This window comes from Enterobacter cloacae complex sp. HYC080_NIDB (genome assembly GCF_056673325.1).
The window spans coordinates 2,294,268-2,316,298 of sequence record NZ_CP114212.1 but is presented as its reverse complement, the minus strand read 5'-3'; the positions used below and the strand labels follow the sequence as shown (position 1 = coordinate 2,316,298).

21 protein-coding genes are annotated in these 22,031 nt (G+C 55.8%); 10 read left to right on the top strand and 11 right to left on the bottom strand.

Annotated elements, in window-relative coordinates:
* The first annotated feature begins 6 nt into the window (after positions 1–6).
* Positions 7–993: an SDR family oxidoreductase gene (locus O1723_RS10965; protein WP_014883787.1), complete on the top strand. Its 987-nt coding sequence runs from the start codon at positions 7–9 to the stop codon at positions 991–993.
* Here the strand turns inward: O1723_RS10965 and O1723_RS10960 are convergent, their stop codons facing one another.
* The 8 genes from O1723_RS10960 to O1723_RS10925 form a co-directional block, all read right to left on the bottom strand.
* Positions 994–2,619 carry an alpha-amylase family protein gene (locus O1723_RS10960; RefSeq protein WP_023337264.1) on the bottom strand — a complete coding sequence of 542 codons (1,626 nt, stop codon included), beginning with the start codon at positions 2,617–2,619 and terminating at the stop codon, positions 994–996. It lies immediately after the preceding gene.
* An 8-nt stretch (positions 2,620–2,627) separates the two neighbouring features.
* Positions 2,628–3,638, bottom strand: coding sequence for a cytochrome d ubiquinol oxidase subunit II (gene cydB, locus O1723_RS10955; protein ID WP_014883788.1), 1,011 nt, complete (start codon positions 3,636–3,638; stop codon positions 2,628–2,630).
* Entirely contained in the window at positions 3,638–5,041 is a 1,404-nt protein-coding gene (locus tag O1723_RS10950) for a cytochrome ubiquinol oxidase subunit I (RefSeq protein WP_248190567.1), read from the bottom strand. The genes cydB and O1723_RS10950 overlap by 1 nt, the downstream gene beginning before the upstream one ends.
* Positions 5,042–5,109: 68 nt before the next feature.
* On the bottom strand, positions 5,110–5,982 hold the full coding sequence (locus O1723_RS10945) for a manganese catalase family protein (RefSeq protein ID WP_008502274.1): 873 nt from the start codon (positions 5,980–5,982) through the stop codon (positions 5,110–5,112).
* A gap of 15 nt (positions 5,983–5,997) precedes the next feature.
* Complete coding sequence (locus O1723_RS10940; protein WP_014883791.1) at positions 5,998–6,504, bottom strand: ferritin-like domain-containing protein; 507 nt, start codon at positions 6,502–6,504, stop codon at positions 5,998–6,000.
* Between the two features lie 24 nt (positions 6,505–6,528).
* A complete protein-coding gene (locus O1723_RS10935; protein WP_023335667.1) occupies positions 6,529–6,732 on the bottom strand; it encodes a hypothetical protein in 204 nt (67 codons plus the stop codon).
* Positions 6,733–6,755: 23 nt separating this feature from the next.
* Complete coding sequence (locus tag O1723_RS10930) at positions 6,756–7,250, bottom strand: YciE/YciF ferroxidase family protein (RefSeq protein WP_023337266.1); 495 nt, start codon at positions 7,248–7,250, stop codon at positions 6,756–6,758.
* 94 nt (positions 7,251–7,344) lie between these two features.
* A complete protein-coding gene (locus O1723_RS10925; protein ID WP_014883792.1) occupies positions 7,345–7,530 on the bottom strand; it encodes a con-10 family general stress protein in 186 nt (61 codons plus the stop codon).
* Positions 7,531–8,057: 527 nt separating this feature from the next.
* Between O1723_RS10925 and hglS the strand changes: the two genes are divergently transcribed.
* Together hglS and O1723_RS10915 are read left to right on the top strand one after the other, a co-directional pair.
* Positions 8,058–9,401, top strand: coding sequence for a 2-oxoadipate dioxygenase/decarboxylase HglS (gene hglS / locus O1723_RS10920; protein WP_014883793.1), 1,344 nt, complete (start codon positions 8,058–8,060; stop codon positions 9,399–9,401).
* A 43-nt stretch (positions 9,402–9,444) separates the two neighbouring features.
* The gene (locus tag O1723_RS10915; RefSeq protein ID WP_479983827.1) at positions 9,445–10,950 is read left to right on the top strand and encodes a carboxylesterase/lipase family protein; all 1,506 of its coding nucleotides are present in this window, start codon (positions 9,445–9,447) and stop codon (positions 10,948–10,950) included.
* Here the strand turns inward: O1723_RS10915 and O1723_RS10910 are convergent.
* Entirely contained in the window at positions 10,937–11,779 is an 843-nt protein-coding gene (locus O1723_RS10910; protein WP_014883795.1) for a LysR family transcriptional regulator, read from the bottom strand. The genes O1723_RS10915 and O1723_RS10910 overlap by 14 nt on opposite strands.
* 114 nt (positions 11,780–11,893) lie before the next feature.
* Here O1723_RS10910 and O1723_RS10905 point away from each other — a divergent pair, with 114 nt between their 5' ends.
* The 4 genes from O1723_RS10905 to rimL all read left to right on the top strand — a co-directional run bounded on the left by O1723_RS10905 (position 11,894) and on the right by rimL (position 16,389).
* Positions 11,894–13,063, top strand: coding sequence for a pyridoxal phosphate-dependent aminotransferase (locus tag O1723_RS10905; protein ID WP_038421160.1), 1,170 nt, complete (start codon positions 11,894–11,896; stop codon positions 13,061–13,063).
* A 10-nt stretch (positions 13,064–13,073) separates the two neighbouring features.
* Entirely contained in the window at positions 13,074–13,847 is a 774-nt protein-coding gene (locus tag O1723_RS10900) for a transporter substrate-binding domain-containing protein (protein WP_023330389.1), read from the top strand.
* Positions 13,848–14,089: 242 nt separating this feature from the next.
* Complete coding sequence (locus tag O1723_RS10895; protein WP_014883798.1) at positions 14,090–15,745, top strand: glucan biosynthesis protein D; 1,656 nt, start codon at positions 14,090–14,092, stop codon at positions 15,743–15,745.
* Between the two features lie 104 nt (positions 15,746–15,849).
* A complete protein-coding gene (rimL, locus tag O1723_RS10890) occupies positions 15,850–16,389 on the top strand; it encodes a 50S ribosomal protein L7/L12-serine acetyltransferase (protein WP_023337270.1) in 540 nt (179 codons plus the stop codon).
* Here the strand turns inward: rimL and ydcK are convergent.
* On the bottom strand, positions 16,384–17,364 hold the full coding sequence (gene ydcK, locus O1723_RS10885) for a YdcK family protein (protein ID WP_023337271.1): 981 nt from the start codon (positions 17,362–17,364) through the stop codon (positions 16,384–16,386). The two genes, rimL and ydcK, sit on opposite strands and share 6 nt — an antisense overlap.
* Before the next feature lie 122 nt (positions 17,365–17,486).
* On the opposite strand from ydcK, the gene tehA reads away from it, so the two are divergent.
* A complete protein-coding gene (tehA, locus tag O1723_RS10880) occupies positions 17,487–18,488 on the top strand; it encodes a dicarboxylate transporter/tellurite-resistance protein TehA (RefSeq protein WP_023337272.1) in 1,002 nt (333 codons plus the stop codon).
* Positions 18,488–19,081: a tellurite resistance methyltransferase TehB gene (gene tehB / locus O1723_RS10875; protein WP_014883802.1), complete on the top strand. Its 594-nt coding sequence runs from the start codon at positions 18,488–18,490 to the stop codon at positions 19,079–19,081. Before tehA ends, tehB begins: the two co-directional genes overlap by 1 nt.
* On the opposite strand, the gene pepT is transcribed toward tehB, so the two are convergent.
* A complete protein-coding gene (gene pepT, locus O1723_RS10870) occupies positions 19,078–20,307 on the bottom strand; it encodes a peptidase T (protein ID WP_023337273.1) in 1,230 nt (409 codons plus the stop codon). The genes tehB and pepT overlap by 4 nt on opposite strands.
* Before the next feature lie 111 nt (positions 20,308–20,418).
* On the opposite strand from pepT, the gene O1723_RS10865 reads away from it, so the two are divergent.
* Positions 20,419–22,014, top strand: a complete 1,596-nt coding sequence (locus tag O1723_RS10865) for an ABC transporter substrate-binding protein (protein WP_023338317.1) — start codon at positions 20,419–20,421, stop codon at positions 22,012–22,014.
* Positions 22,015–22,031 lie beyond the last annotated feature (17 nt).

Here is a 22,031-nt window from a genome sequence, read left to right as displayed (position 1 = left end):
GGTTGTATGGCTGTCATAGTGATTACTGGCGGGACGGCGGGCGTGGGAAAAGCCACGGCACTGCACTTTGCAAAGGCGGGCTACGATGTGGGACTTATCGCCCGCGATGAAGCCAGCCTGCACTCCACTCAGGAGGAATTAAAGCGCTTTGGGGTCAATGCCCACGCGGTGCAGGCGGACGTCGCCGACAGTCAGGCGGTGGTGGATGCGGCTAACGAGATTGAGTATCGCCTTGGGGCGATTGACGTGTGGGTTAACAATGCCATGGGCGCCGTGCTGGCACCGTTTCGCACCCTTACGCCGGATGAGTTTCGTCGTGTGACTGACGTGACCTACCTCGGCTTTGTCAACGGCACTCGCGCCGCGCTGGAGCTGATGGTGCCCCGCGACAGAGGCGTGATTATCCAGGTGGGATCCGCGCTGGCCTACCGTTCCATTCCTTTGCAGTCCGCTTACTGTGGCGCCAAAGCGGCGATCCGCGGCTTCACCGATGCGGTGCGTACCGAACTGATGCATGAAAACAGCCGGGTTCAGCTTTCGATGGTTCAGATGCCGGGGCTTAACACGCCGCAGTTCGAATGGGCGAGGAATAAGTTCGCCTGGGCGATGCGCCCGGTGCCACCGGTTTTTGAGCCCGAAGTCGCCGCCCGCGCCATCTTTAAGGTTGCACAAAAACCGGTACGGGAACTGTGGGTGGGAAGCAGCACGATTCAGTCGATCGTCGGGCAATTTCTTTTCCCGGGTTTACTTGACCGGCTGATGGTTAAAAAAGCCTGGGAAGGTCAGATGACCGACGATCTGAACGCACCGGATCGCCGGGACTATCTTGACCAGCCGGTTAATGATCTGCACAAAATCCATGGCCGTTTTACAGACGAGGCGAAGAACCGAGCCCCGTCTGTCACCTCCGGTATGCCTGGCAAGGTGGCACTGGGCGCCCTCGCGGTGGCGGGGATTATGCTGACCCGCCTGATAATTCGAGGGAGAAGATAATCAGCGCAGCGCGCTACGGTGGGTCCAGAACCAGCGGTAACCGTAGCCGCCAAGAGTGAGCTCGACGGTTTTGCCGCACACCAGCGCGTCGTCGTAGCGTTTGTCCGCGAGACAGGCAGTCCAGGTGGCATTGCGGATCCCTTTTGCGGCGAACTTCACCGGCTGGTCGCTGAAGTTGACGAAGGTCAGGATGCTGCGTTCATCGGTCTCGTAATACAGCCCCAGCACCGCGTCGTGATCGAGGGTAATGAGACGAAAGGGCGCAACGGCAATTTCGGGGAACTCTGAGCGGGTATTGGCAATATCCATGATGCGGTGCAGAAGCGAGTTGCGGTGAAGCAGCGAATCAGCGACGTTGATTTTCTGATAGCGATACGGGCCGCGATCGATGATGGGGGCAATAAATTTTTCCGGGTTGGCCGCGGAAAAACCGCCCCCCGCCGATCCGGCCCACTGCATCGGCGTACGAACGGCGTAACGCTCTTCCAGTTCCAGGTCGTCGCCCATGCCGATCTCATCCCCGTAGCGCATCACCGGGACACCCGGCAGGGAAAAGAGCACGGCGTGACAGAACGCCAGCCGCTTGTGATCGCCATTCAGCATCGGCGCCAGGCGGCGGCGGATCCCGCGCTGATAGACGTTCATCTCTTCGTCAGGGGCGAAGGTATCAAGGACAAACTGCTTATCTTTCTGACTAATGCCCTCCAGATCCAGCTCGTCATGATTGCGCAGCCAGTTGGCAAAACAGCATGAGTCGGGCGGGACGATCATCTTTTTCACCGCATTACGCAGCGGACGGGCGCTTTTCCTCGCCAGGCTGACGTAAAAATACTTATTGAGCCAGAAATTGAGCACCAGATTCAGGCGTTCGTTATTGCCGAAGTAGTCTTTATACGTCTTGACGTCGACGTCGACTTCACCCAGCAGGATCGCGTCTGGATTACGTTGCTCAATAAGACGGCGCATATGCTCCAGGATCCACAGCCCCTTTTTTTCGTCACCGTTTCCTGCCTGTCTGGTGAGGTGGGTGGCGGCGTCCAGGCGAAAGCCCGACACACCCAGCTTAAGCCAGAACAGAATGATGTTCTCAATCTCTTTAAGTACCGCAGGCGAGGTCAGGTTCAGATCCGGCTCATGGCGGTAAAACATATGCCGGTAGTACTGTCCCGCCTCGTCGTCCCAGCTCCAGACGCTCTTTTCCACGCCGGGAAACATTGGGGGCGTGTCGTCATCGTCGTTGTCCGACCAGAGGTAGTAATCACGATAGGGGGATGCCGGGTTTCGGCGGGCCTGCTGGAACCACGGATGCGCGTCTGAGGTATGCTGGATCAGCAGCTCAATTATGACCTGCATGCCCAGCTCCCGGGCCTGTTCGATAAAGGCGATGATATCGGCCAGTTTACCGAAGCGCGGATCCACCTGCAGATGGTCGCTAACGTCGTAGCCTTCGTCCAGAAAGGGGGTGAGGTAAAATGGGGTGATCCAGATAACCGTCGCGCCCATGCGGCGGATATAACGCAGCTTGGCCGCAATTCCGGCGATGTCTCCACAACCATCGCCGTTCATATCATAAAACAGTGCGGTATCAATTTGATAAATAATGGCCCGTGTATGCCAGTCTGTCATAGCGTTCCTCAGTGATAGCCTTCAGTATCCGACACTTTGCCCCGGAAGACGTAGTAGCTCCAGGCGGTGTACACCAGAATCACCGGAATGATCAGCAGGGTGCCGACCAGCATAAATAGCTGGCTGGCGGGCGGTGCCGCGGCTTCCCACAGGGTGATATGGGGCGGAATAATGTTTGGCCACAGGCTGATACCCAGGCCGCTAAAACCGAGGAAGATCAGCCCCAGCGTGAGCAGGAACGGACGCGAGTGGCTTGCCGGGTTGCGGGTCAGCCGCCAGATCAGCACCGTAAACAGCCCTACCAGCAGGGGAACCGGCAGGAACCAGAAGAAGTTGGGCAAGGTAAACCAGCGGTCGGCCACGTACTGCCAGCCAAGCGGCGTCCAGACGCTGACCACCGCAATAACCACCACCAGTGCCAGCAGCACGTGGCGCGTCAGCTCGCGCATGCGGTTTTGCAGTGCGCCTTCACTTTTCATTATGAGCCAGGTGGTCCCCAGCAGCGTATAGGCAACGACCAGCCCGATGCCACAGAAAAGATTGAAGGGCGTCAGCCAGTCAAGCGCAGAGCCGACAAAGCGCCGGCCTTCCACGTCAAAGCCATTGATCACTGCCCCTACGACGATCCCCTGGCTGAAGGTGGCGAGCAAGGACCCGCCTGCGAAGGAGTAGTCCCAGAATTTGCGGTGTGAGGGCGTCGCTTTAAAACGGAACTCAAAGGCGACGCCGCGAAAGATGAGGCCGATGAGCATGGCGGTGAGGGGGATGGTCAACGCATCAATAATCACCGCGTAGGCCAGCGGAAACGCGCCGAACAATCCCGCGCCGCCGAGTACCAGCCAGGTTTCGTTACCGTCCCACACCGGGGCCACGCTATTAACCATCACATCGCGTTCCCTGGCATCGCCCACGAAGTTGAACAGCAGACCGATGCCCAAATCAAAGCCATCCATAATGATGTACATCAGCGTGGCAAAGACGATGATGGCAAACCAGATAACAGCGATATCAACGCCCATCAGATTCTCTCCTGTTCTGAAACGGACTCCGCGGCAGACAGCGGACGGGCGGGAGTGCCCGACGTGTTTGACGTCAGCGTATCGACGGGCTGCGGACCTTTGTTAATCAACCTGATGAGGTAAACATACCCCACGCCGAACACCGACGAGTAAACAACGAAGAAGGCCAGCAAGCTGATGCTCATTTGCAGAGTACTGTGCAGGGAGACCGCATCAATCGTGCGCAGATAACCATAGACCACCCACGGTTGACGGCCCACTTCGGTGGTTACCCAGCCGGCGAGCAGCGCCAGCAGCCCCGCTGGCCCCATGCAGAGCGCAAACCAGTGGAACGGGCGCGAGTGGAAAAGCCGGTGACGGTAGCGTAGCCAGAGGCTGAGCAGACCGAGGGTAATCATCAGCAGCCCCATCCCGACCATGATGCGGAACGACCAGAAAACGATGGTCGAGTTTGGGCGATCTTCTTTCGGGAAATCTTTCAGGGCCGGAACCTGTTTATCCAGGCTATGCGTCAGGATCAGGCTGCCGAGCGCGGGGATCTCGAGGCCGTATTTGGTGCGTTCCTCCTCCATATCCGGCAGGCCAAACAGCAGCAGTGGGGTGGCCTCGCCGGGCGGATTTTCCCAGTGTCCCTCAATGGCGGCGATTTTGGCGGGCTGATGCTCAAGCGTGTTCAGGCCGTGCATATCGCCCACCACCGCCTGGATGGGGGCGACCAGCAGTGCCATCCACATGGCCATCGAGAACATGGTTCGGATGGCGGGCGTATCGTTACCGCGCAGCAGGTGCCAGGCACCCGACGCGCCGACAAACAGCGCGCTGCTCAGAAACGCGGCAATAGCCATATGAATCAGGCGATAAGGGAAGGAGGGGTTAAAGACGATTGCCAGCCAGTCTTGCGGAATGACCTGTCCGTTCTCGATGGTGAACCCCTGCGGCGTATGCATCCAGCTGTTGGAGGCGAGGATCCAGAAGGTCGACATTAGGGTGCCGAGCGCGACCATGCAGGTGGAAAAGAAGTGCAGGCCCGGTCCAACCTTATTCCAGCCGAACATCATCACACCCAGGAAACCGGCTTCCAGGAAGAAAGCGGTTAAGACTTCATAGGTGAGGAGTGGACCGGTGATACTGCCCGCGAACTGTGAGAATCCGCTCCAGTTGGTGCCAAACTGGTACGCCATGACCAATCCGGAAACGACCCCCATACCGAAGTTAACGGCAAATATCTTTAGCCAGAAGTGATACAGCGATCGCCAGACGTCGTTTTTGGTGCGCAGCCACATGCCCTCCAGCACAACCAGATAGCTGGCGAGGCCGATGGTGATCGCAGGAAAAAGGATATGAAACGAGACGGTAAAAGCGAACTGAATTCTGGCCAGATGGAACGCGTCGAGTTCGAACATGGTCCGTACCTCTGAAACGATGGGGCACGAGAATTGCCGGGCAGTTTATGGCTGCCCGGCAAAACCGATTACGGTTTAGTCTTACCGGCACCCAGCTCGGCACCGGTCAGCGGGTCGGAATGTGGATCGGACTTCGTACGGGCAGACATCGCCTTGACCAGGGTTGCCTGTTCGGTCGTGAGCGTGACGCTTGCGCTGCCATCGCCGCCGTCAACCGCAGGCTGGGGGGACTCAACGTAATCGAAATGTTTATCGCTGTTCCAGCTTCCGCGAACCTCTCCACCTTCAGACATATTGTAGTACTTGTTGGTGAATTCCTCGATTGGCGGCAATTTTCCCGGTGGGAAATTATTACGGATGGACTGCAGCGCCTTCTCAAAGGAGAGCTGATGCGCCGCCTCGCGCGTCATCAGAAACGCCAGGGCATCCTTTACGCCGGGATCGTCGGTCACGTTGATCAGACGTTCATAGATGATTTTCGCTCTGGCCTCTGCTGCCACGTTTGAGCGCAGGTCCGCCGTTGGCTCGCCGATGGTGTCCACGTAGGCCGCCGTCCAGGGCACGCCCGCAGAGTTAGTGAGCGGGGTGCCACCACCGTAGAGCAGGGAGGTAATATGGCTGTCATTGCCGTTTTCGGTCATGGACCGATACAGCTCGGCCTCGTTTTCCACCCCTTCCGCCAGCGCGCCTTTCGCGCCTTTATTCAGCATGCCCACCAGGGTACCGATGATTTCGAGGTGGCTTAACTCCTCGGTCGCGATATCCATCAGCATATCTTTACGGCCCGGATCGTCATCGCTCAATCCTTGCGTAAAGTACCGGCAGGCGGCAGCCAGTTCGCCCTGCGGCCCACCGAACTGTTCCAGTAAAAGATTGGCGAGGCCTGGGTTCGGTTCAGCAACGCGAACCGTGTATTGCAGCTGTTTAACGTGTCGGAACATGGCGATTCTCCCTGATTATTTTTTTGCTTCGACGCCCGATGCGTCTGAACGCAGCAGGAACTGTTCCGTGGTCTGCGGAATATGACGAATCAACCAGTCGGCCATTTCGCGCTCTTCGGCGAGGATCGTTTCAATAGCGGGTATCGAGGCGGTATCGCCCGCTTTTTTCGCCGCCGCGAGCAGGGAGGTATAGCAGGCGATTTCAAACTGTTCGAAAACATAGCCGCTGATCGACCCCTTAACGATCTCATCAGACGGGAACATGCCGCCGATGGACTGCCCCAGCGCCGCCATTTTGCTCATCGAGTCTTTTAAAACTGAACGAGAAATATCATTCCGGTCGAGGATTTCTTCCAGCAAGGTTATTTGCCGTTTTGTCTCATTAATATGCTGCTCAATTCTGGCGCGAACATCAGGATAATTATCAATACGGCTGGCCATGGATTCCAGCATAGATTCGGCTTGCTTTTCCATCGCATGGGCATCGCGTAGCCAGTCATGGTAGTGTTCTACGTGATTCATCATTGTATCCTCATTAGGGTTCGCTTATTTAGTCTCACTTTCAGCAGCCTGATCGGCACGCGCGGCACTGTAGCCAGACAAATGGCCGACAATATTAGCGTAGATGCTGATGATAATGACCCATAGTACGCTGCTCTTCCACCATATTACGGAAGGGATAGCGAGAATGAACCATATTATAGCTGCCGTTAAATGGCACCGTTTAATTGTCCTGGGACTGATGCTCATTTTATTTAACCTGTGTTATAGCGTCATTTTTGCGCTTTTTGGTTAATATTCCCTACGGCCAGATCGGTGAGTTTAAGGTCGGTCTCTTTTTCTTCTTCCAGTGTTTCTGCAAGAAGCTTAACGGCTTTTTTATAGCCAAGCTGCTCTGCCAGGGTGGCAAGGGTACCGTAGCTGGCAATTTCGTAATGCTCCACTTTTTGGGCTGCGGCAATTAACGCGGCATCACGCACTTCATTTTTTTCCGTGCTTTCGATGACTTCGTTCGCCTCTTCAATTAAGCCTTCCATTGCCACGCATTTCATGCGCTTGAGCTTGATACCGTCTTCCTGCTCGATAATCTGATCGATGCGTTCGATCTGACCCTGCGTCTCCTCGAGGTGTGCGGTAAAGGCGGCGCTCAGTTTCTCACTGGACGCGGCCCGCGCAAGCTTGCTTAATGCCCGGGTAAGTTGCTTTTCTGCGCTGTAGGTATCCGACAGAAGATGAATAAATACATCCTCTACACTTTTCATATTCATAATTATTACGCTCCGGTAAAATAAAGAAAGGGTACTGCGAGCTTTTCAGCCCGCAGCATGCTCTCTGGTTTTATTAAAAGAGTACTAAATAAGATCAGGAGTTATCAGATTTACGGCCTCCGCCGTGACTGTTCTGTCCCCCTTTCTTACCCGCTTCAGATGCGCGTTGCGGATCGTTTTTAAAATTACCACCGCTGTGCTGGCCACCTTTACGACCAGCTTCTGATGCTTTTTCACGGTCTTGCGCGAAATTACCTGAACCACCACGATGCTCTGCCATATTAAACCTCATGTTCATATATTGGTTATGTCAGTACGATACGAATATATTTCGTATCACTCGTCGTTCGAGTAATAACTCTAGTCGCTGAGCGCCATTCGTCAAATGCGCTTTGCTATTTGCGGTATCGTTATTTTGAAATAATTAAGGCTTTACGCTTCGCTTACCTTGAAAATATGAAGAGGTGGGAAGGACTTGTAAGCGAAGGGTGGGATTAGTCCTAAGTTTGCACTAAAAATTTGAAAGCTGAGGGTAAAAACCACGGTATGCTCAATCCGATTATTTTACAGACGGTAAGACCTGAAAAACGTACTCCTTTATAGCTATAAAACAGCACCAAAAATAATTATAGGGAAATTCCAGAGAAAAATAACGAGGCGGCAGAACCGTCCTGATAAGGTCTGCTCAAGCTCCGGTAGCACACGGTTTGACCACTGTCGTCTTAAGATCACAAATCAGAAATTCTTCCCCCCGGAAGGAACGGGTTTCTCTACACTCCAGGTAATATTCACTGGAGGCATGACATCATGGCGAACACCATCACGGCTGATGATATTCGGGAACATTTTTCGCAGGCTATGTCGGCGATGTACCAGCAGGAAGTTCCGCAGTACGGCACGTTGCTCGAACTGGTCGCGGACGTAAACCTGGCGGTTCTGGAAAATAACCCGCTATTACATGAACAACTGGCGAACGCCGATGAACTTGCCCGTCTGAACGTGGAGCGCCACGGCGCGATCCGCGTCGGCACGGCGCAAGAGCTTTCCACCCTGCGTCGTATGTTTGCCATTATGGGCATGTATCCGGTCAGCTATTACGATCTCTCTCAGGCGGGGGTGCCGGTTCACTCAACGGCGTTTCGTCCGGTAGATGATGCGGCGCTGTGCCGGAATCCGTTTCGTATCTTTACCTCACTGCTGCGCCTTGAGCTGATAGAAAACGTCCCGCTACGCGAGCGCGCGGCGGAGATCCTTGCTCAGCGGAACATTTTTACCCCGCGCTGTCTGGCACTTCTCGATCTCTGGGAATCAGAAGGGCAGTTTACTGACGTCCAGGCGCGTGAGTTTGTTCAGGAAGCGCTGGAAACCTTCCGCTGGCACCGCCATGCGACGGTCGATCAGGAAACTTATCTGGCACTGCATAACGAACATCGCCTGATTGCGGATGTGGTCTGCTTCCCGGGGTGCCATATTAACCACCTCACGCCGCGCACGCTGGATATTGACCGGGTGCAGGAGCTGATGCCGAAGTATGGTATTGAGCCCAAAATTCTGATCGAAGGGCCGCCGCGTCGTGACGTGCCCGTGTTATTGCGTCAAACCAGCTTCAAGGCGCTCGAAGAGCCGGTGCTGTTTGCCGGTGAACATAAGGGCACCCACACCGCCCGCTTCGGTGAAATAGAACAGCGCGGCGTGGCGCTGACGCCGAAAGGCCGTGAACTGTACGATAGCCTGCTGGCTAAGGCCGGTACCGGCAAAGATAACCTGACGCACCAGCTTCATTTGCGTGAGATTTTCAGCGCCTTCCCGGACAGCGAGCTGTTAATGCGCCGCCAGGAACTGGCTTATTTCCGCTACCGTCTGACGCCCGCCGGGGAAGCCCATCGTCATGCGTTCCGTCCCGGCGACGATCCGCAGCCGCTGATTGAGCGCGGGTGGGTCGTTGCCCAGCCGATTACCTACGAAGATTTTCTTCCGGTCAGCGCCGCCGGGATTTTCCAGTCCAATCTCGGGAATGAAACTCAGGCGCGCAGTCACGGTAATGCCAGCCGCGACGCGTTTGAAGCCGCGCTCGGCTGCCCGGTGTATGACGAATTCTCCCTCTATGAGGAGGCTGAAACGCGCAGCAAACAGCGTTGCGGTTTGCTCTGAAACCGTTACTCTGCAGGGGTGTGATGGAAAAAATAAGGTCGTTATGCAAAATCCTTCCGCCCCTGTGGTTGAAACGCGCCATGGCGCACTGACTGGTTTAACCGATGAAAATGTCCACCGCTGGTGCGGTATTCCCTATGCTGCACCGCCAGTGGGTGACTGGCGCAGGCGCTCACCGCGTCCACCAGAACGCTGGGATGGCGTTCGCGATGCCACTGCATTTTCGGCCTCAAGTTGGCAAAGCAGCGAATATTGTCAGGAGCTGGGCGGGGGCGATCCCGGCCAGTTCTCTGAAGACTGTCTCTATCTGAATGTCTGGTCCCCCGTCGACCGCCCGGGATCGCTTCCGGTGATGGTCTGGCTGCACGGGGGCGGGTTTACGATTGGTGCCGGTGGCTTGCCACCGTATCACGGCAAATCGCTGGCCGCGCGCGGCGTGGTTGTGGTCACGATTAACTACCGTCTCGGCCATCTCGGCTTTTTCGCCCATCCCGCGCTGGAGGGGGAAGAAGAGCGGGTAGTGCATAATTTTGCTCTGCTTGATCAGATTGCCGCGCTTGAATGGGTGCGGGAGAATATCACCGCGTTTGGGGGCGATCCGCATAACGTGACCCTGTTTGGTGAGTCCGCTGGCGCCCGCAGCGTGCTGTCGTTGCTGGCCTCGCCGCTGGCGGAAGGGCTGTTCCATAAGGCGATAGTCCAGAGTGGATATACCTTGCCCGACACGCCGCGCCAGCTGGCACTGCAAAAAGGGGAAGCACTGGCCGCCCATTTTGGACTGGAAAACGCGACGGCAGAGCAGCTGCGCGCGATCCCGCCTGAGTCATTCTGGCCGCTGACCGCGCCACTCAACATCGCCCCGGCGCCGATCGTCGGGGATTGCGTACTGCCGGAGGCCATGCTGGATGTTTTTTTCGCTGCCCGCCAGCACCCTGTGCCGGTGATGATAGGTTCTAACAGCGATGAAGCCAGCGTCATGGCGGTGTTTGGCATCGATCTCGCCGGGCAAATCCAGAAACTTCGCCGGGAGCGCCGTTTTGGGCTGGGGCTCATCAAGCTGCTTTATCCGGGTGTGAAAGGCGACGAAGAGCTGGGCAGACAGGTGTGTCGCGATATGGCGTTTACCACCATGGGCTATGTCGTGATGCAGGCGCAGCAGCGTGTCGGCGGGCTTTGCTGGCGTTACTGGTTTGACTATGTCGCTGAAGCGGAGCATGCCACCTATATCAACGGCGCGTGGCATGGCAATGAAGTGCCCTACGTGTTCGATACCCTCGGCCAGGTGGAGCCTTCACGTCAGTATGTCAACGAACGGGATTTACAGTTTGCTGCCAGGGTAGCCGATTACTGGGTAAGCTTTGCGCGCGATGCCGGAACGCATGATAGCCTGTCGGGGCCGACGCACTGGCCCGCGTGCCGCAAAGGACGGGACGTGCTGCTACGTATCGGTGTGAATAAACATGCAGGTTTCAGGCTTGAAAACCGCTTTATGCGCGCGCGCATGAGCCTCTTTAAACGGGTGATGAAGCACCACGTCAGCCTCGATTAAGTAAACAGGCGCGAAACGCCGCCAGACCATTTTCTTCGTCAGGCGTTTCGCGCAGCACCAGCCGGTAGCTCGCGCCGGTTTTTACGCTTGTCTCATAGGGCCGCATCAGCCTTCCGGCACCCACATCTTCTGCCACCAGCGTTTCGTCGGCAATGGCGACGCCCAGCCCCTGAATGGCGGCGGTAATGGCGAGATCCATCGTATCGAAGTGTTGATTTTTGTGCATAACAAACCCGGGACCTTCCTGCTTCGCCAGCCACAGTGACCAGTCGGTCTTATCCCGCGTCGGGTGAAGGAACGTCAGTGAACCCAGCGTTGTACCTGCCCGCACCGGGCTGATGACCGGCGTGAGCGCCTCTTCGAACAGCAGATCGCCTGCGCTCATATGCGTGCCAAACACAATGGCCGCGTCGTAAGATTCGGTTTTGAAATTGACGTTATGATCGGTGGTGGTCGTCAGCGCGATCTGCAGATCCGGATGCGCGTGCTCCACCTCCAGCAGGCGCGGTACCAGCCAGCGCATGGCGCAGGTAGGGGCCTTAAGCCGGATCACGGTATGCTGGCTACGGGCCTGGTCGGCCACGGTCAGCAGCTGTTCGAAAGTGGATTGCAGCTCCGGAAGCAGGGCGCTGCCCTGCGGTGAGAGGCGCAGCCCGCGGGCGTGGCGCTCAAACAGCGGAAAGCCAAACCACGCCTCAAGGGAGGCGATCTTACGGCTCACGGCCCCCTGGGTCAGACACAGCTCTGCGGCGGCATGGGTAAGATTCAGATGACGCGCGGTGACTAAAAATGCGTCGATGGCGTTAAGGGGGAGCGAACGGCGAGACATTGAAACACCTCAGCTATGCATTTTTCTCATGGCTATTATGACAACAATTCGATTGTCCCGGCAACGCACTTGTTGTTTGAATAGTTATGCAATGTCCATGAGAAGGGAAAGAGGATGACTTTACGAACGCCGGTACAAACGCGCTCCAAACTGCCAGATGTGGGGACCACCATTTTTACCGTTATCGGCCAGCTTTCGGCACAGCATAACGCCATTAACCTTTCTCAGGGCGCACCGAATTTTTCCTGTGACCCGAAACTGATTGCAGGCGTCACCCGAGCGATGGCGTCAGGGCATAACCAGTACGCGGCGATGACCGGCCTGCAGCCGCTGAAAGAACGCATTGCCGATAAAATTGCCACGCTCTACGGCACGCAGTATGACCCTGCCAGCGAGGTGCTGGTGACCGCCAGCGCCAGCGAAGGGCTCTATTCAGCGATAAGCGGTCTCGTGCACCCCGGTGATGAGGTGATCTACTTTGAACCGTCCTTTGACAGCTACGCGCCGATTGTCCGTCTGCAGGGGGCTACCCCGATTGCTATCAAACTCACGGTGCCGGATTTTGCCGTCAACTGGGATGAGGTGCGTGCCGCGATCACCCCGCGCACGCGCATGATCATCATTAACACGCCGCACAACCCGAGCGGTCAGGTCTTCTGTGCCAATGACCTGCAACAGCTGGCGGCGCTGACGCGCCAGACCGACATCATTATTTTGTCTGACGAAGTGTACGAACACGTGGTTTTTGACGGTGAACCGCATCATGGAATGGCCACGCACCCGCAGCTGGCGGAGCGCAGCGTGATTATTTCATCTTTCGGAAAAACCTATCACGTCACCGGCTGGCGCGTAGGGTATTGTGTCGCCCCGGCGGTACTGATGGATGAGATTTGTAAAGTCCATCAATTTTTAATGTTCTCTGCCGATACGCCAATGCAGCACGCCTTTGCGGAGCATATGGTCGATCCGCAAACCTGGCTGTCGCTGTCGGCGTTTTACCAGCGTAAGCGCGATCTGCTGCACGGTCTGCTGGCCGATTCGCCGTTTACCCTGCTACCGAGCGCCGGGTCGTTCTTCATGCTGGCGGATTACAGCGCGTTCAGCGATGAGCGCGACAGCGAGCTGGTGAAACGGCTGATCGTGGAGTACGGCGTTGCCACTATTCCGCTGTCGGCGTTTTATGCGGACGGTAAGGATAATAAATTGATTCGTCTCTCTTTTGCGAAAGATGAGGCGACGTTACGGGCAGGTGCCCAGGCCCTGTGTCGGGTTAAATCACGCTGAGGAGTATAAGATGAAATTACGCGCGTTAGTCGTCGGCATGGGATTGCTGTGTACCTTTTCGTCCTTCGCGGCGACCGAGCTGCGTTATGGTCTGGAAGCGGAATATCCGCCGTTTGAAAGCCGTAATGCCTCAGGCGAACTGGAAGGGTTTGACGTTGAGCTGGGGAATGCCATTTGCAAAGCGGCAGCGCTGAAGTGCAGCTGGGTGGAAACCTCGTTTGACGCGCTGATCCCGGGCCTGGTGGCGAAGAAATTCGACGCCATTAATTCGGCGATGAATATCACCGAGCAGCGCCGCAAGAGCATTGATTTTACCCAGCCGATTTACCGCATTCCGTCGCAGCTGGTCGGCAAGGCCGGTACGGCGGTAGAAGCGACCCCAGAAGGGCTGAAGGGGAAAACCATCGGCGTGCTGCAGGGCTCAATTCAGGAAACCTATGCGAAAGAGCACTGGGAAAAGCAGGGTGTCACCGTGGTGTCTTATAAAGATCAGAATATGGCCTGGGGCGACCTGCTTAATGGCCGTATCGACGCCTCGCTGGTGATGTCCGCGGCCGGGCAGGCAGGTTTCCTCAGCAAGCCGCAGGGGAAAGGGTTTGGCTTCATCGGCAAACCGGTGTCTGACGACACTATCCTCGGGAGTGGGATCGGTTTTGGGTTGCGTAAAGGTGACGAGGCCACCAAAAAGCAGCTTGATGCCGCGATTGATAAAGTGCGTGCCGACGGCACGATCGCTAAACTCGCTGATAAGTACTTTCCGGGTATCGATGTCAGCGTAAAATAACCGCCTCATTTGCCCCGGCGATCGATGTCGCGTCGGGGCATTTTTCTACACATTTTCCAGGCTTTCTTTACACCACTTTCGGGCCGTTCTGGTCGACAGAAAATATTTCTCACTTTGTTCATATAATCACCGGCCAACAATTGGATTCTTAACCATTTTTGTTTAGGCTGTGCGTTCTTTCTTGCCGTCATTTCGCCGAGCGCGAAACACATTCACACGACCATAAGGACGTTTTTCCAGGCATGAATCGCAGACGTTTTCTAAAAGGCTCGCTGGCAGTGGCAGCCCTGAGCGGCACCTCTGGCCTTGCTTCCCTGTTTTCCAAAGCGGCATACGCTGCTGACTCTGACATCGCTGACGGTCAGAGCCGTCGTTTTGACTTCTCCGTACTGCAATCCATGGCGCATGACCTGGCGAAAACCCCGTGGGGTGGTGCGCCACGTCCGCTGCCGGACACGCTGGCCACCATGACGCCGCAGGCGTACAACGCCATCCGCTACGATGAGAAGCAGTCTCTGTGGAACAACATTGAAGGGCGTCAGCTGGACGTGCAGTTCTTCCATATGGGAATGGGGTTTCGCCGCCGCGTGCGGATGTTCTCGCTGGACCAGTCGACCTCTATGGCGCGTGAGATCCACTTCCGACCGGAGTTGTTCAGCTACGGTGAAACCGGTGTGGATACCAAACAGCTGGAAGGGCAAAGCGATCTTGGCTTTGCAGGCTTCCGCGCCTTTAAGGCGCCGGAACTGGCGCGTCGCGATATCGTCTCTTTCCTCGGCGCAAGCTATTTCCGTGCGGTTGACGATACCTACCAGTACGGCCTTTCCGCGCGCGGTCTGGCGGTAGACACCTTTACTGACACGCCGGAAGAGTTCCCGGACTTCACCTCCTTCTGGTTTGAAACCGTTAAGCCAGGTGACACCACGTTTACCGTCTATACGCTGCTGGACAGCCCGAGCATTACCGGTGCCTATAAGTTCGTGATCCACTGCGAGAAGAGCCAGGTGATCATGGAGGTGGAAAACCACCTCTATGCGCGTAAAGACATTAAACAGCTCGGCATCGCGCCGATGACCAGTATGTTCAGCTGCGGCAATAACGAACGACGCATGTGCGACACCATTCACCCACAAATCCATGACTCAGACCGTCTGGCGATGTGGCGCGGCAACGGAGAGTGGATCTGCCGTCCGCTGAACAACCCGCAGAAGCTGCAGTTCAACGCCTATATGGACAAAAACCCAAAAGGGTTTGGTCTGCTGCAGCTGGATCGTGATTTCTCGCACTATCAGGACGTGATGGGCTGGTATAACAAGCGTCCAAGCCTGTGGGTAGAACCGCGCAACGACTGGGGTAAAGGCGCGGTTGGTCTGATGGAGATCCCGACCACCGGTGAAACGCTGGATAACGTGGTCTGCTTCTGGCAGCCGGAGAAAACGGTGAAAGCGGGCGACGAGCTGGACTTTAAATATCGCCTGTACTGGAGCGCAATGCCGCCGGTGCGTTCCCCGCTGGCTAATGTTTTCGCCACCCGCACCGGCATGGGCGGTTTCCCGGAAGGCTGGGCGCCGGGTGAAAATTACCCGAAAGTGTGGGCGCGCCGCTTTGCTATCGACTTTGTCGGTGGCGACCTGAAGGCCGCTGCGCCAAAAGGCATCGAGCCGGTGATTACTCTCTCCAGCGGTGAGGCGAAGCAGGTTGAGATCCTGTACGTAGAACCGTTTGACGGTTATCGCATTCTGTTTGACTGGTACCCAACCTCGGATTCGACCGAGCCGGTAGATATGCGCCTGTTCCTGCGCTGTCAGGGGGATGCCATCAGTGAAACCTGGCTGTATCAGTATTTCCCGCCAGCGCCGGATAAACGTCACTACGTTGATGACCGGATAATGCGTTAATCCTTGTGGGATTGTGCCGGGTGGCGCTAACGCTTACCCGGCCTACAAATGCGTCCAGAGTAGGCCGGGTAAGCGTTAGCGCCACCCGGCAATTGAGGGGCACCATGTCTGCAGAAATTATCCCCGTTACCCAGAATATCGAGCTTCGCGCCGTCGAAGAGCGCTATACCGCCGATCTCCATCACCTCGTCGTCAAAAACAAAACCTGGCTGCAAACTGCCTTTGAATGGGCGCAGCACGTGGGCGCGGAAGAGGATACCCGCCGCAATGTGCTAAGTAACCAGATGCTGCACCAGCGCGGCTACGCCAAAATGTTTTTGATCTGGCGGGATGATGCGCTGGTCGGCGTGCTGTCGTTTAATTCGATAGAGCCTGCCAACAAAGCGGGTTATATCGGTTACTGGCTGGACGAGGCGCACCAGGGGAAGGGGATCCTCTCTCAGTCATTGCAGGCGTTTATGCGCTATTACGCTGAGCGCGGCGAGATCCGCCGTTTTGTGATTAAGTGCCGGGTGGCGAATCAGAGCAGCAACAACGTTGCCCGGCGCAACGGTTTTACGCTGGAAGGGTGCCTGCGGGAAGCGGAATACCTGAATGGCCGCTTTGAAGATGTGAACATCTACGGGAAGATTTTTACCCTATAGCGCCCCCAGCAGCGGTGTGCGGGTGATGCGCTGGTCGCCGTTAATCACCTTTTCGCCACGCAGGTGAATGCTCTCACCCGAAAAGGCTTCAATGACTGCATCGTCGGTGATTTCAACCCGATGCTCGATCAACACATCGCCGCTGATCCGGGCGCGTCCCTGAATCACCACTTTATCGTCAAGCATGATCGGCCCCCCGCGCAGCCATGCCTGACCGCCGATCAGGACGTGGTGCTTAATGACGCAGTTGCCTTCCACGACGGCATTTTCCGCCACCTGCGAACTGTAGCGCACGGTGGGGATGGCGTCGTCGTCGAAACCGGCAATCAGACGGGCGTTACCGTATACCTTTGCGCAGTCGCACACCCAGACGTTATTGAGATCGTTCCCTTCGAGGATCGCACTGTCGAATACCTCAGCGCGGTGTTCAATAAACGCATTGTTCACCATCGCTTCGCCGTAGATCTGTGCCTGATGCACAACGCGCGACCGGCTTACCGTCGCTTTGTCATAGATTTGCAGGATCTGGTCGTGGTCCGGCGTCAGTCCTTTGGCGGCGATGATGACGCTGTTATGCAGGATGCGCGCGTCGCCGAAGATGTGGCACTCACCCCGCACGCAGGAGTGCTGAATGGTGACGTTGTCACTTATCCGCGCGCCGTGACTGACTTCGGCGCTGTCCAGCCAGCAGTGACCGCTGATGCGGGCGTCATGGCTGACGGTACAGGGCAGGGTCAGGCGCGCGTGATCCGACACGGTAGCACCGGCGAACACCACGCTGTTCTCGTCATAGATCCAGCAGTCTCCATCCTGTGACAGGGCGCGCGCGTCATCAATCCAGCCACCTTTCGTACCGGCCGTGACATCGTTAAAATCTGCCGTGGCGATGATCTGCCGTAAGGTTGTCGTGTGGGTTGTTTCGCCGCTTTTCCATTGCCAGAGGCGGGTTTCATCGCTGAGCCGATACTTTTTCATCGTGTGATCCCTGATAAGCGTCTTCACTAAACGTAGCAAACTTTTGGTTTTTCGTTGTGCTGGCATCCGTTGCGGAAACCCCTTAAAATGGCATTTAAAATACATTTTAAAAATTAAAATTAATGGATAAACTCAATCCCCCTCAGAAAGTGCTTAACTTGCCCGCTGGGTATTTTGGCATGGTGCTTGGCATCATTGGCATGGGTTTCGCCTGGCGATACGCCAGCACGCTCTGGCCGGTGACACGGTGGCCGGGTGATGCGCTGGTGGCCCTTGCCGTTACGTGCTGGTTTTTGCTGACGGTGGCCTTTATCACCCGCGCGATCCGTTTCCCGCGCAGCGTGCTGGCAGAGATGAGGCATCCGGCGATGAGTAGCTTTGTCAGCCTTTTTCCGGCGACGACGATGCTGGTCGCCATCGGTTTTGTGCCCTGGTGCCGCCCGATTTCAGTCGTGCTTTTTGGCGTGGGGGTGGTGATACAGCTGTCTTATTCCGCCTGGCAAAGCGCGGGACTCTGGCGCGGCAACCATCCGCAAGAAGCCACGACGCCGGGTTTATATTTGCCAACCGTGGCGAATAATTTTATTAGCGCCATGGCGTGCGGCGCCTTGGGGTTTAACGACGCTGGTTTCGTGTTCCTGGGGGCGGGTGTCTTCTCCTGGCTCAGCCTGGAGCCGGTTATACTTCAGCGCCTTCGCAGTGCCGGAGAACTTCCGACCGCGCAGCGCACCTCTTTGGGGATTCAGCTTGCGCCCGCGCTGGTGGCCTGTAGCGCCTGGTTTAGCGTTAACGGTGGTGAAGCCGACACCTTTGCCAAAATGTTGTTCGGTTATGGCCTGTTGCAACTGCTGTTTATGCTGCGTCTGTTGCCCTGGTACGTATCCCAGCCGTTTAATGCCTCTTTCTGGAGTTTCTCCTTTGGTATATCCGCACTGGCAACCACCGGGCTGCATCTGGGGCACAGCAGCCCGTCGGGCTTTTTCCACGTGATTGCCGTACCGCTTTTTATCTTCACCAACGTCATCATTGGGATCCTGTTGGTCCGTACTTTTATTCTGCTGTTTCAGGGCAAACTTCTGCTGCGCACTGAAAAAGCACTGCTTATGCAATCTGAGGAAAAATAATGTCCGTCGATGAAAATTACTTCACAGAGAAATATGGTTTAACCCGTACACACTCAGAGGTGGTGTACAGCGCGGGGATCGTGAAACCGGGTAAAACCCTGGATCTGGGCTGTGGCAATGGCCGTAACAGCCTTTATCTGGCGGCCAACGGGTACGAGGTCACTGCCTGGGATAAAAATCCGATGAGCATCGATAATATCGAGCGCATCAAAGCGGCAGAAGGCATTGAGAATCTTCACTCGGCCATCAAGGATCTCAACAACCTGAGCATTGACGGCGAATATGACTTTATTCTGTCTACCGTGGTGCTGATGTTCCTGGAGGCAAAAACCATTCCGGGTCTTATCGCCAATATGCAGCGTTGCACCAAACCTGGCGGTTATAACCTGATCGTTGCCGCGATGGACACGGCGGATTATCCGTGCACCGTCGGCTTCCCGTTTGCGTTTAAAAGCGGTGAACTGAGCAACTACTATGAAGGCTGGGAGTTGCTCAAATACAACGAAGAGGTTGGCGAACTGCACCGCACCGATGAACACGGCAACCGCATCAAGCTGCGCTTTGCTACGATGCTGGCGCGCAAGCCTGCTTAACGCGCGGCCAGCAGGCAGAGTTGCAGGGCAGTGTGGTAAGACGCCTCGAACGACGACAGCGGCAAGAATTCAAACTTCGAATGGAAGTTATGCGCGCCGGTGAAGAAGTTCGGGGTGAGCAACCCTTTTGCCGAGAGCGCTGCGCCGTCTGTACCGCCGCGCATCGGCGTCGGTTTTGGGGTGATACCCAGTGATTCCATCGCCGCAAACATCAGATCGATGGCACGCCTGTCTTCGCCAATCGCATTGCTGATATTGCTGTAAGTCTCTTCAATGCGGTAGTCCACTTTTGCCGTCGGATACCGGGCGGCGATCCGGGCGGCGACATCAGCAATCTGCTGCTTGCGGGAAGCAAAGTTGTCCTTGTCAAAGTCCCGAATATTGGCCTTCAGAACGGCCTCGTTCTGCCCGGCCTGAATGCCGTTAAACCAGATGTAGCCTTCACGGCCCTCCGTGCACTCTGGCGTTTGCTGGCGGTCAAACTGGTTGATAAAGTCGGTCGCCATTAATAACGGGTTTACCAGCACCCCTTTAGCAGACATCGGGTGCGCCGTTACGCCGGTAAAGCGGATCTCAGCGGCTGCTGCATTAAAATTCTCATAGACAATCTCCCCCAGCTCGCAGCAGTCGATGGTCCAGGCAAAGTCGACGTCAAAGCGTTTCAGATCTAACGCTTTTGCCCCCTTAAGGCCAGTCTCTTCGTCGGGTACAAACGCGACCACAATGTCGCCATGTTTATGCTCAGAGGTCAGGTTTTCCAGCACGGTCATGACCACGGTCACCGCTGCTTTATTATCTGCGCCTAATACGCTGGTACCGTCGCTAAAAATAATCTCTTCATTCGGGTAAGACAGAATTTCCGGATGCTCACTTACCCGTAGCCAGATCCCTTTCTCTTTATTCAGACAGAGATCTTCACCGGTAAACGTTAATATTTGTGGATGAATATCTGGCGATAATCCCACGTCCACGGTATCAATGTGAGTAATAAATCCAATGCGCGGTGCGCCGGGTACATTACCTTTTTTAACCGCCGTTACCGTGGCGAATTCGTCGATCACAATGTCGTCTAAACCCAGCTGTGCCAGCTCCTGCGCCAGCTCTCGTGCCATCTCGTGCTGCCCCGGTGTTGAGGGTAAGGTTTTGACGCTGGGATCGCTCTGACTGGTGATGGCGAGATAACGGAAAAAGCGATGTGTTAATTGTCTGGAAAGCGGCGTGCCCATAGTGTTTTCTTCCTTATTTATTTTTCGGGTGTTTGCCACATCACTTTAATGTTATTTATGAAATGGCAAAAGAATTAATTAGCCGTCGAATTAAAAAGACAGGAATAAATGATGACAAGCAAACGCACAACATTAATGCTGGCACTTGCTGCGCTTACGGTCAGTTCCTCCGTTGCCGCGAAAACGCTGGTGTATTGCTCCGAAGGGTCACCGGAAAATTTTAATCCTCAGTTATATACCTCAGGCACCAGCGTGGATGCCAGCGCCGTACCGGTCTATAACCGGCTGGTCGATTTCAAACCCGGCACCACAGAACTGGTGCCGAGCCTGGCAGAGCGCTGGGAGGTGAGCGATGACGGTAAGGTTTACACCTTCCATCTGCGCCAGGGCGTGAAATTTCAGAGCAATAAATCCTTCACGCCGACCCGGGACTTTAACGCCGATGACGTGATCTTCTCGTTTATGCGCCAGAAAGACGTCAATCATCCTTATCACAACGTCTCTAACGGCAGCTACTCCAACTTTGAAAGCCTGGAGTTTGGCAGCCTGATAACCGCCATTGATAAAGTCGATGACCACACCGTGCGCTTTACCCTGGCACACCCGGAAGCGCCGTTTGTCGCCGATCTGGCCTGGTATTTTGCCTCGATTCTCTCTGCCGAGTATGCCGATGCGATGCTGAAAGCAGGCACGCCGGAGAAGGTGGATATGGAGCCGATCGGCACCGGGCCGTTTAAGCTGGCGCAGTATCAAAAAGATTCCCGCATCCTGTTCACGGCGTTTGCCGACTACTGGCAGGGCAAATCAAAGCTGGACCGGCTGGTGTTTACCATCACGCCGGATGCCTCCGTACGTTCTGCCAAAATTGAAAAGAACGAGTGTCAGGTAATGCCGTTCCCGAACCCGGCGGACCTGCCGCGCATGAAAGCCAATAAAAATATTAACCTGATGAGCAAAGCCGGGTTGAATACCGGTTTCCTGGCGTTTAATACGCAAAAACCGCCGCTGGATAATGTGAACGTCCGCCGGGCGCTGGCGATGGCCATCAATAAGCCCGCCATTATCGACGCGGTGTTCCACGGCACCGGAACCGTCGCGAAAAATCTGTTGCCGCCCGGCGTCTGGAGCGCCAACAGCGAGCTAAAGGATTACGCGTACGATCCTGAAAAAGCAAAAGCGTTGCTGAAAGAGGCGGGTCTTGCTAACGGCGTGAGCATTGACCTGTGGGCGATGCCGGTGCAGCGGCCCTATAACCCGAATGCGAAACGTATGGCCGAGATGATTCAGGCTGACTGGGCGAAAATCGGCGTACAAACCCACATTGTCACTTACGAATGGGGAGAATACCTCAAGCGGGTGAAGGGCGGGGAGCATCAGGCTGCGCTGATGGGCTGGACGACCGCAACGGGCGATCCTGACAACTTCTTTGGTCCGCTGTTTACCTGTACGTCGGCAAATGGCGGCTCCAATTCGGCGAAATGGTGCTATAAACCGTTTGATAACCTCATCGCCGAAGCAAAATCGATAACCGATCACGATAAACGTGTGGCGCTGTATCAAGAGGCCCAGCAGATGATGCATGACCAGATGCCGGCGGTCATGATTGCCCACTCAACGATTTTCGAGCCGGTGCGCAAGGAGGTGAAAGGCTACGAAATCGATCCGTTTGGCAAACATATCTTCTGGCAGGTGGATATCAATCCGTAATTTTTCGCTGCCCGGTA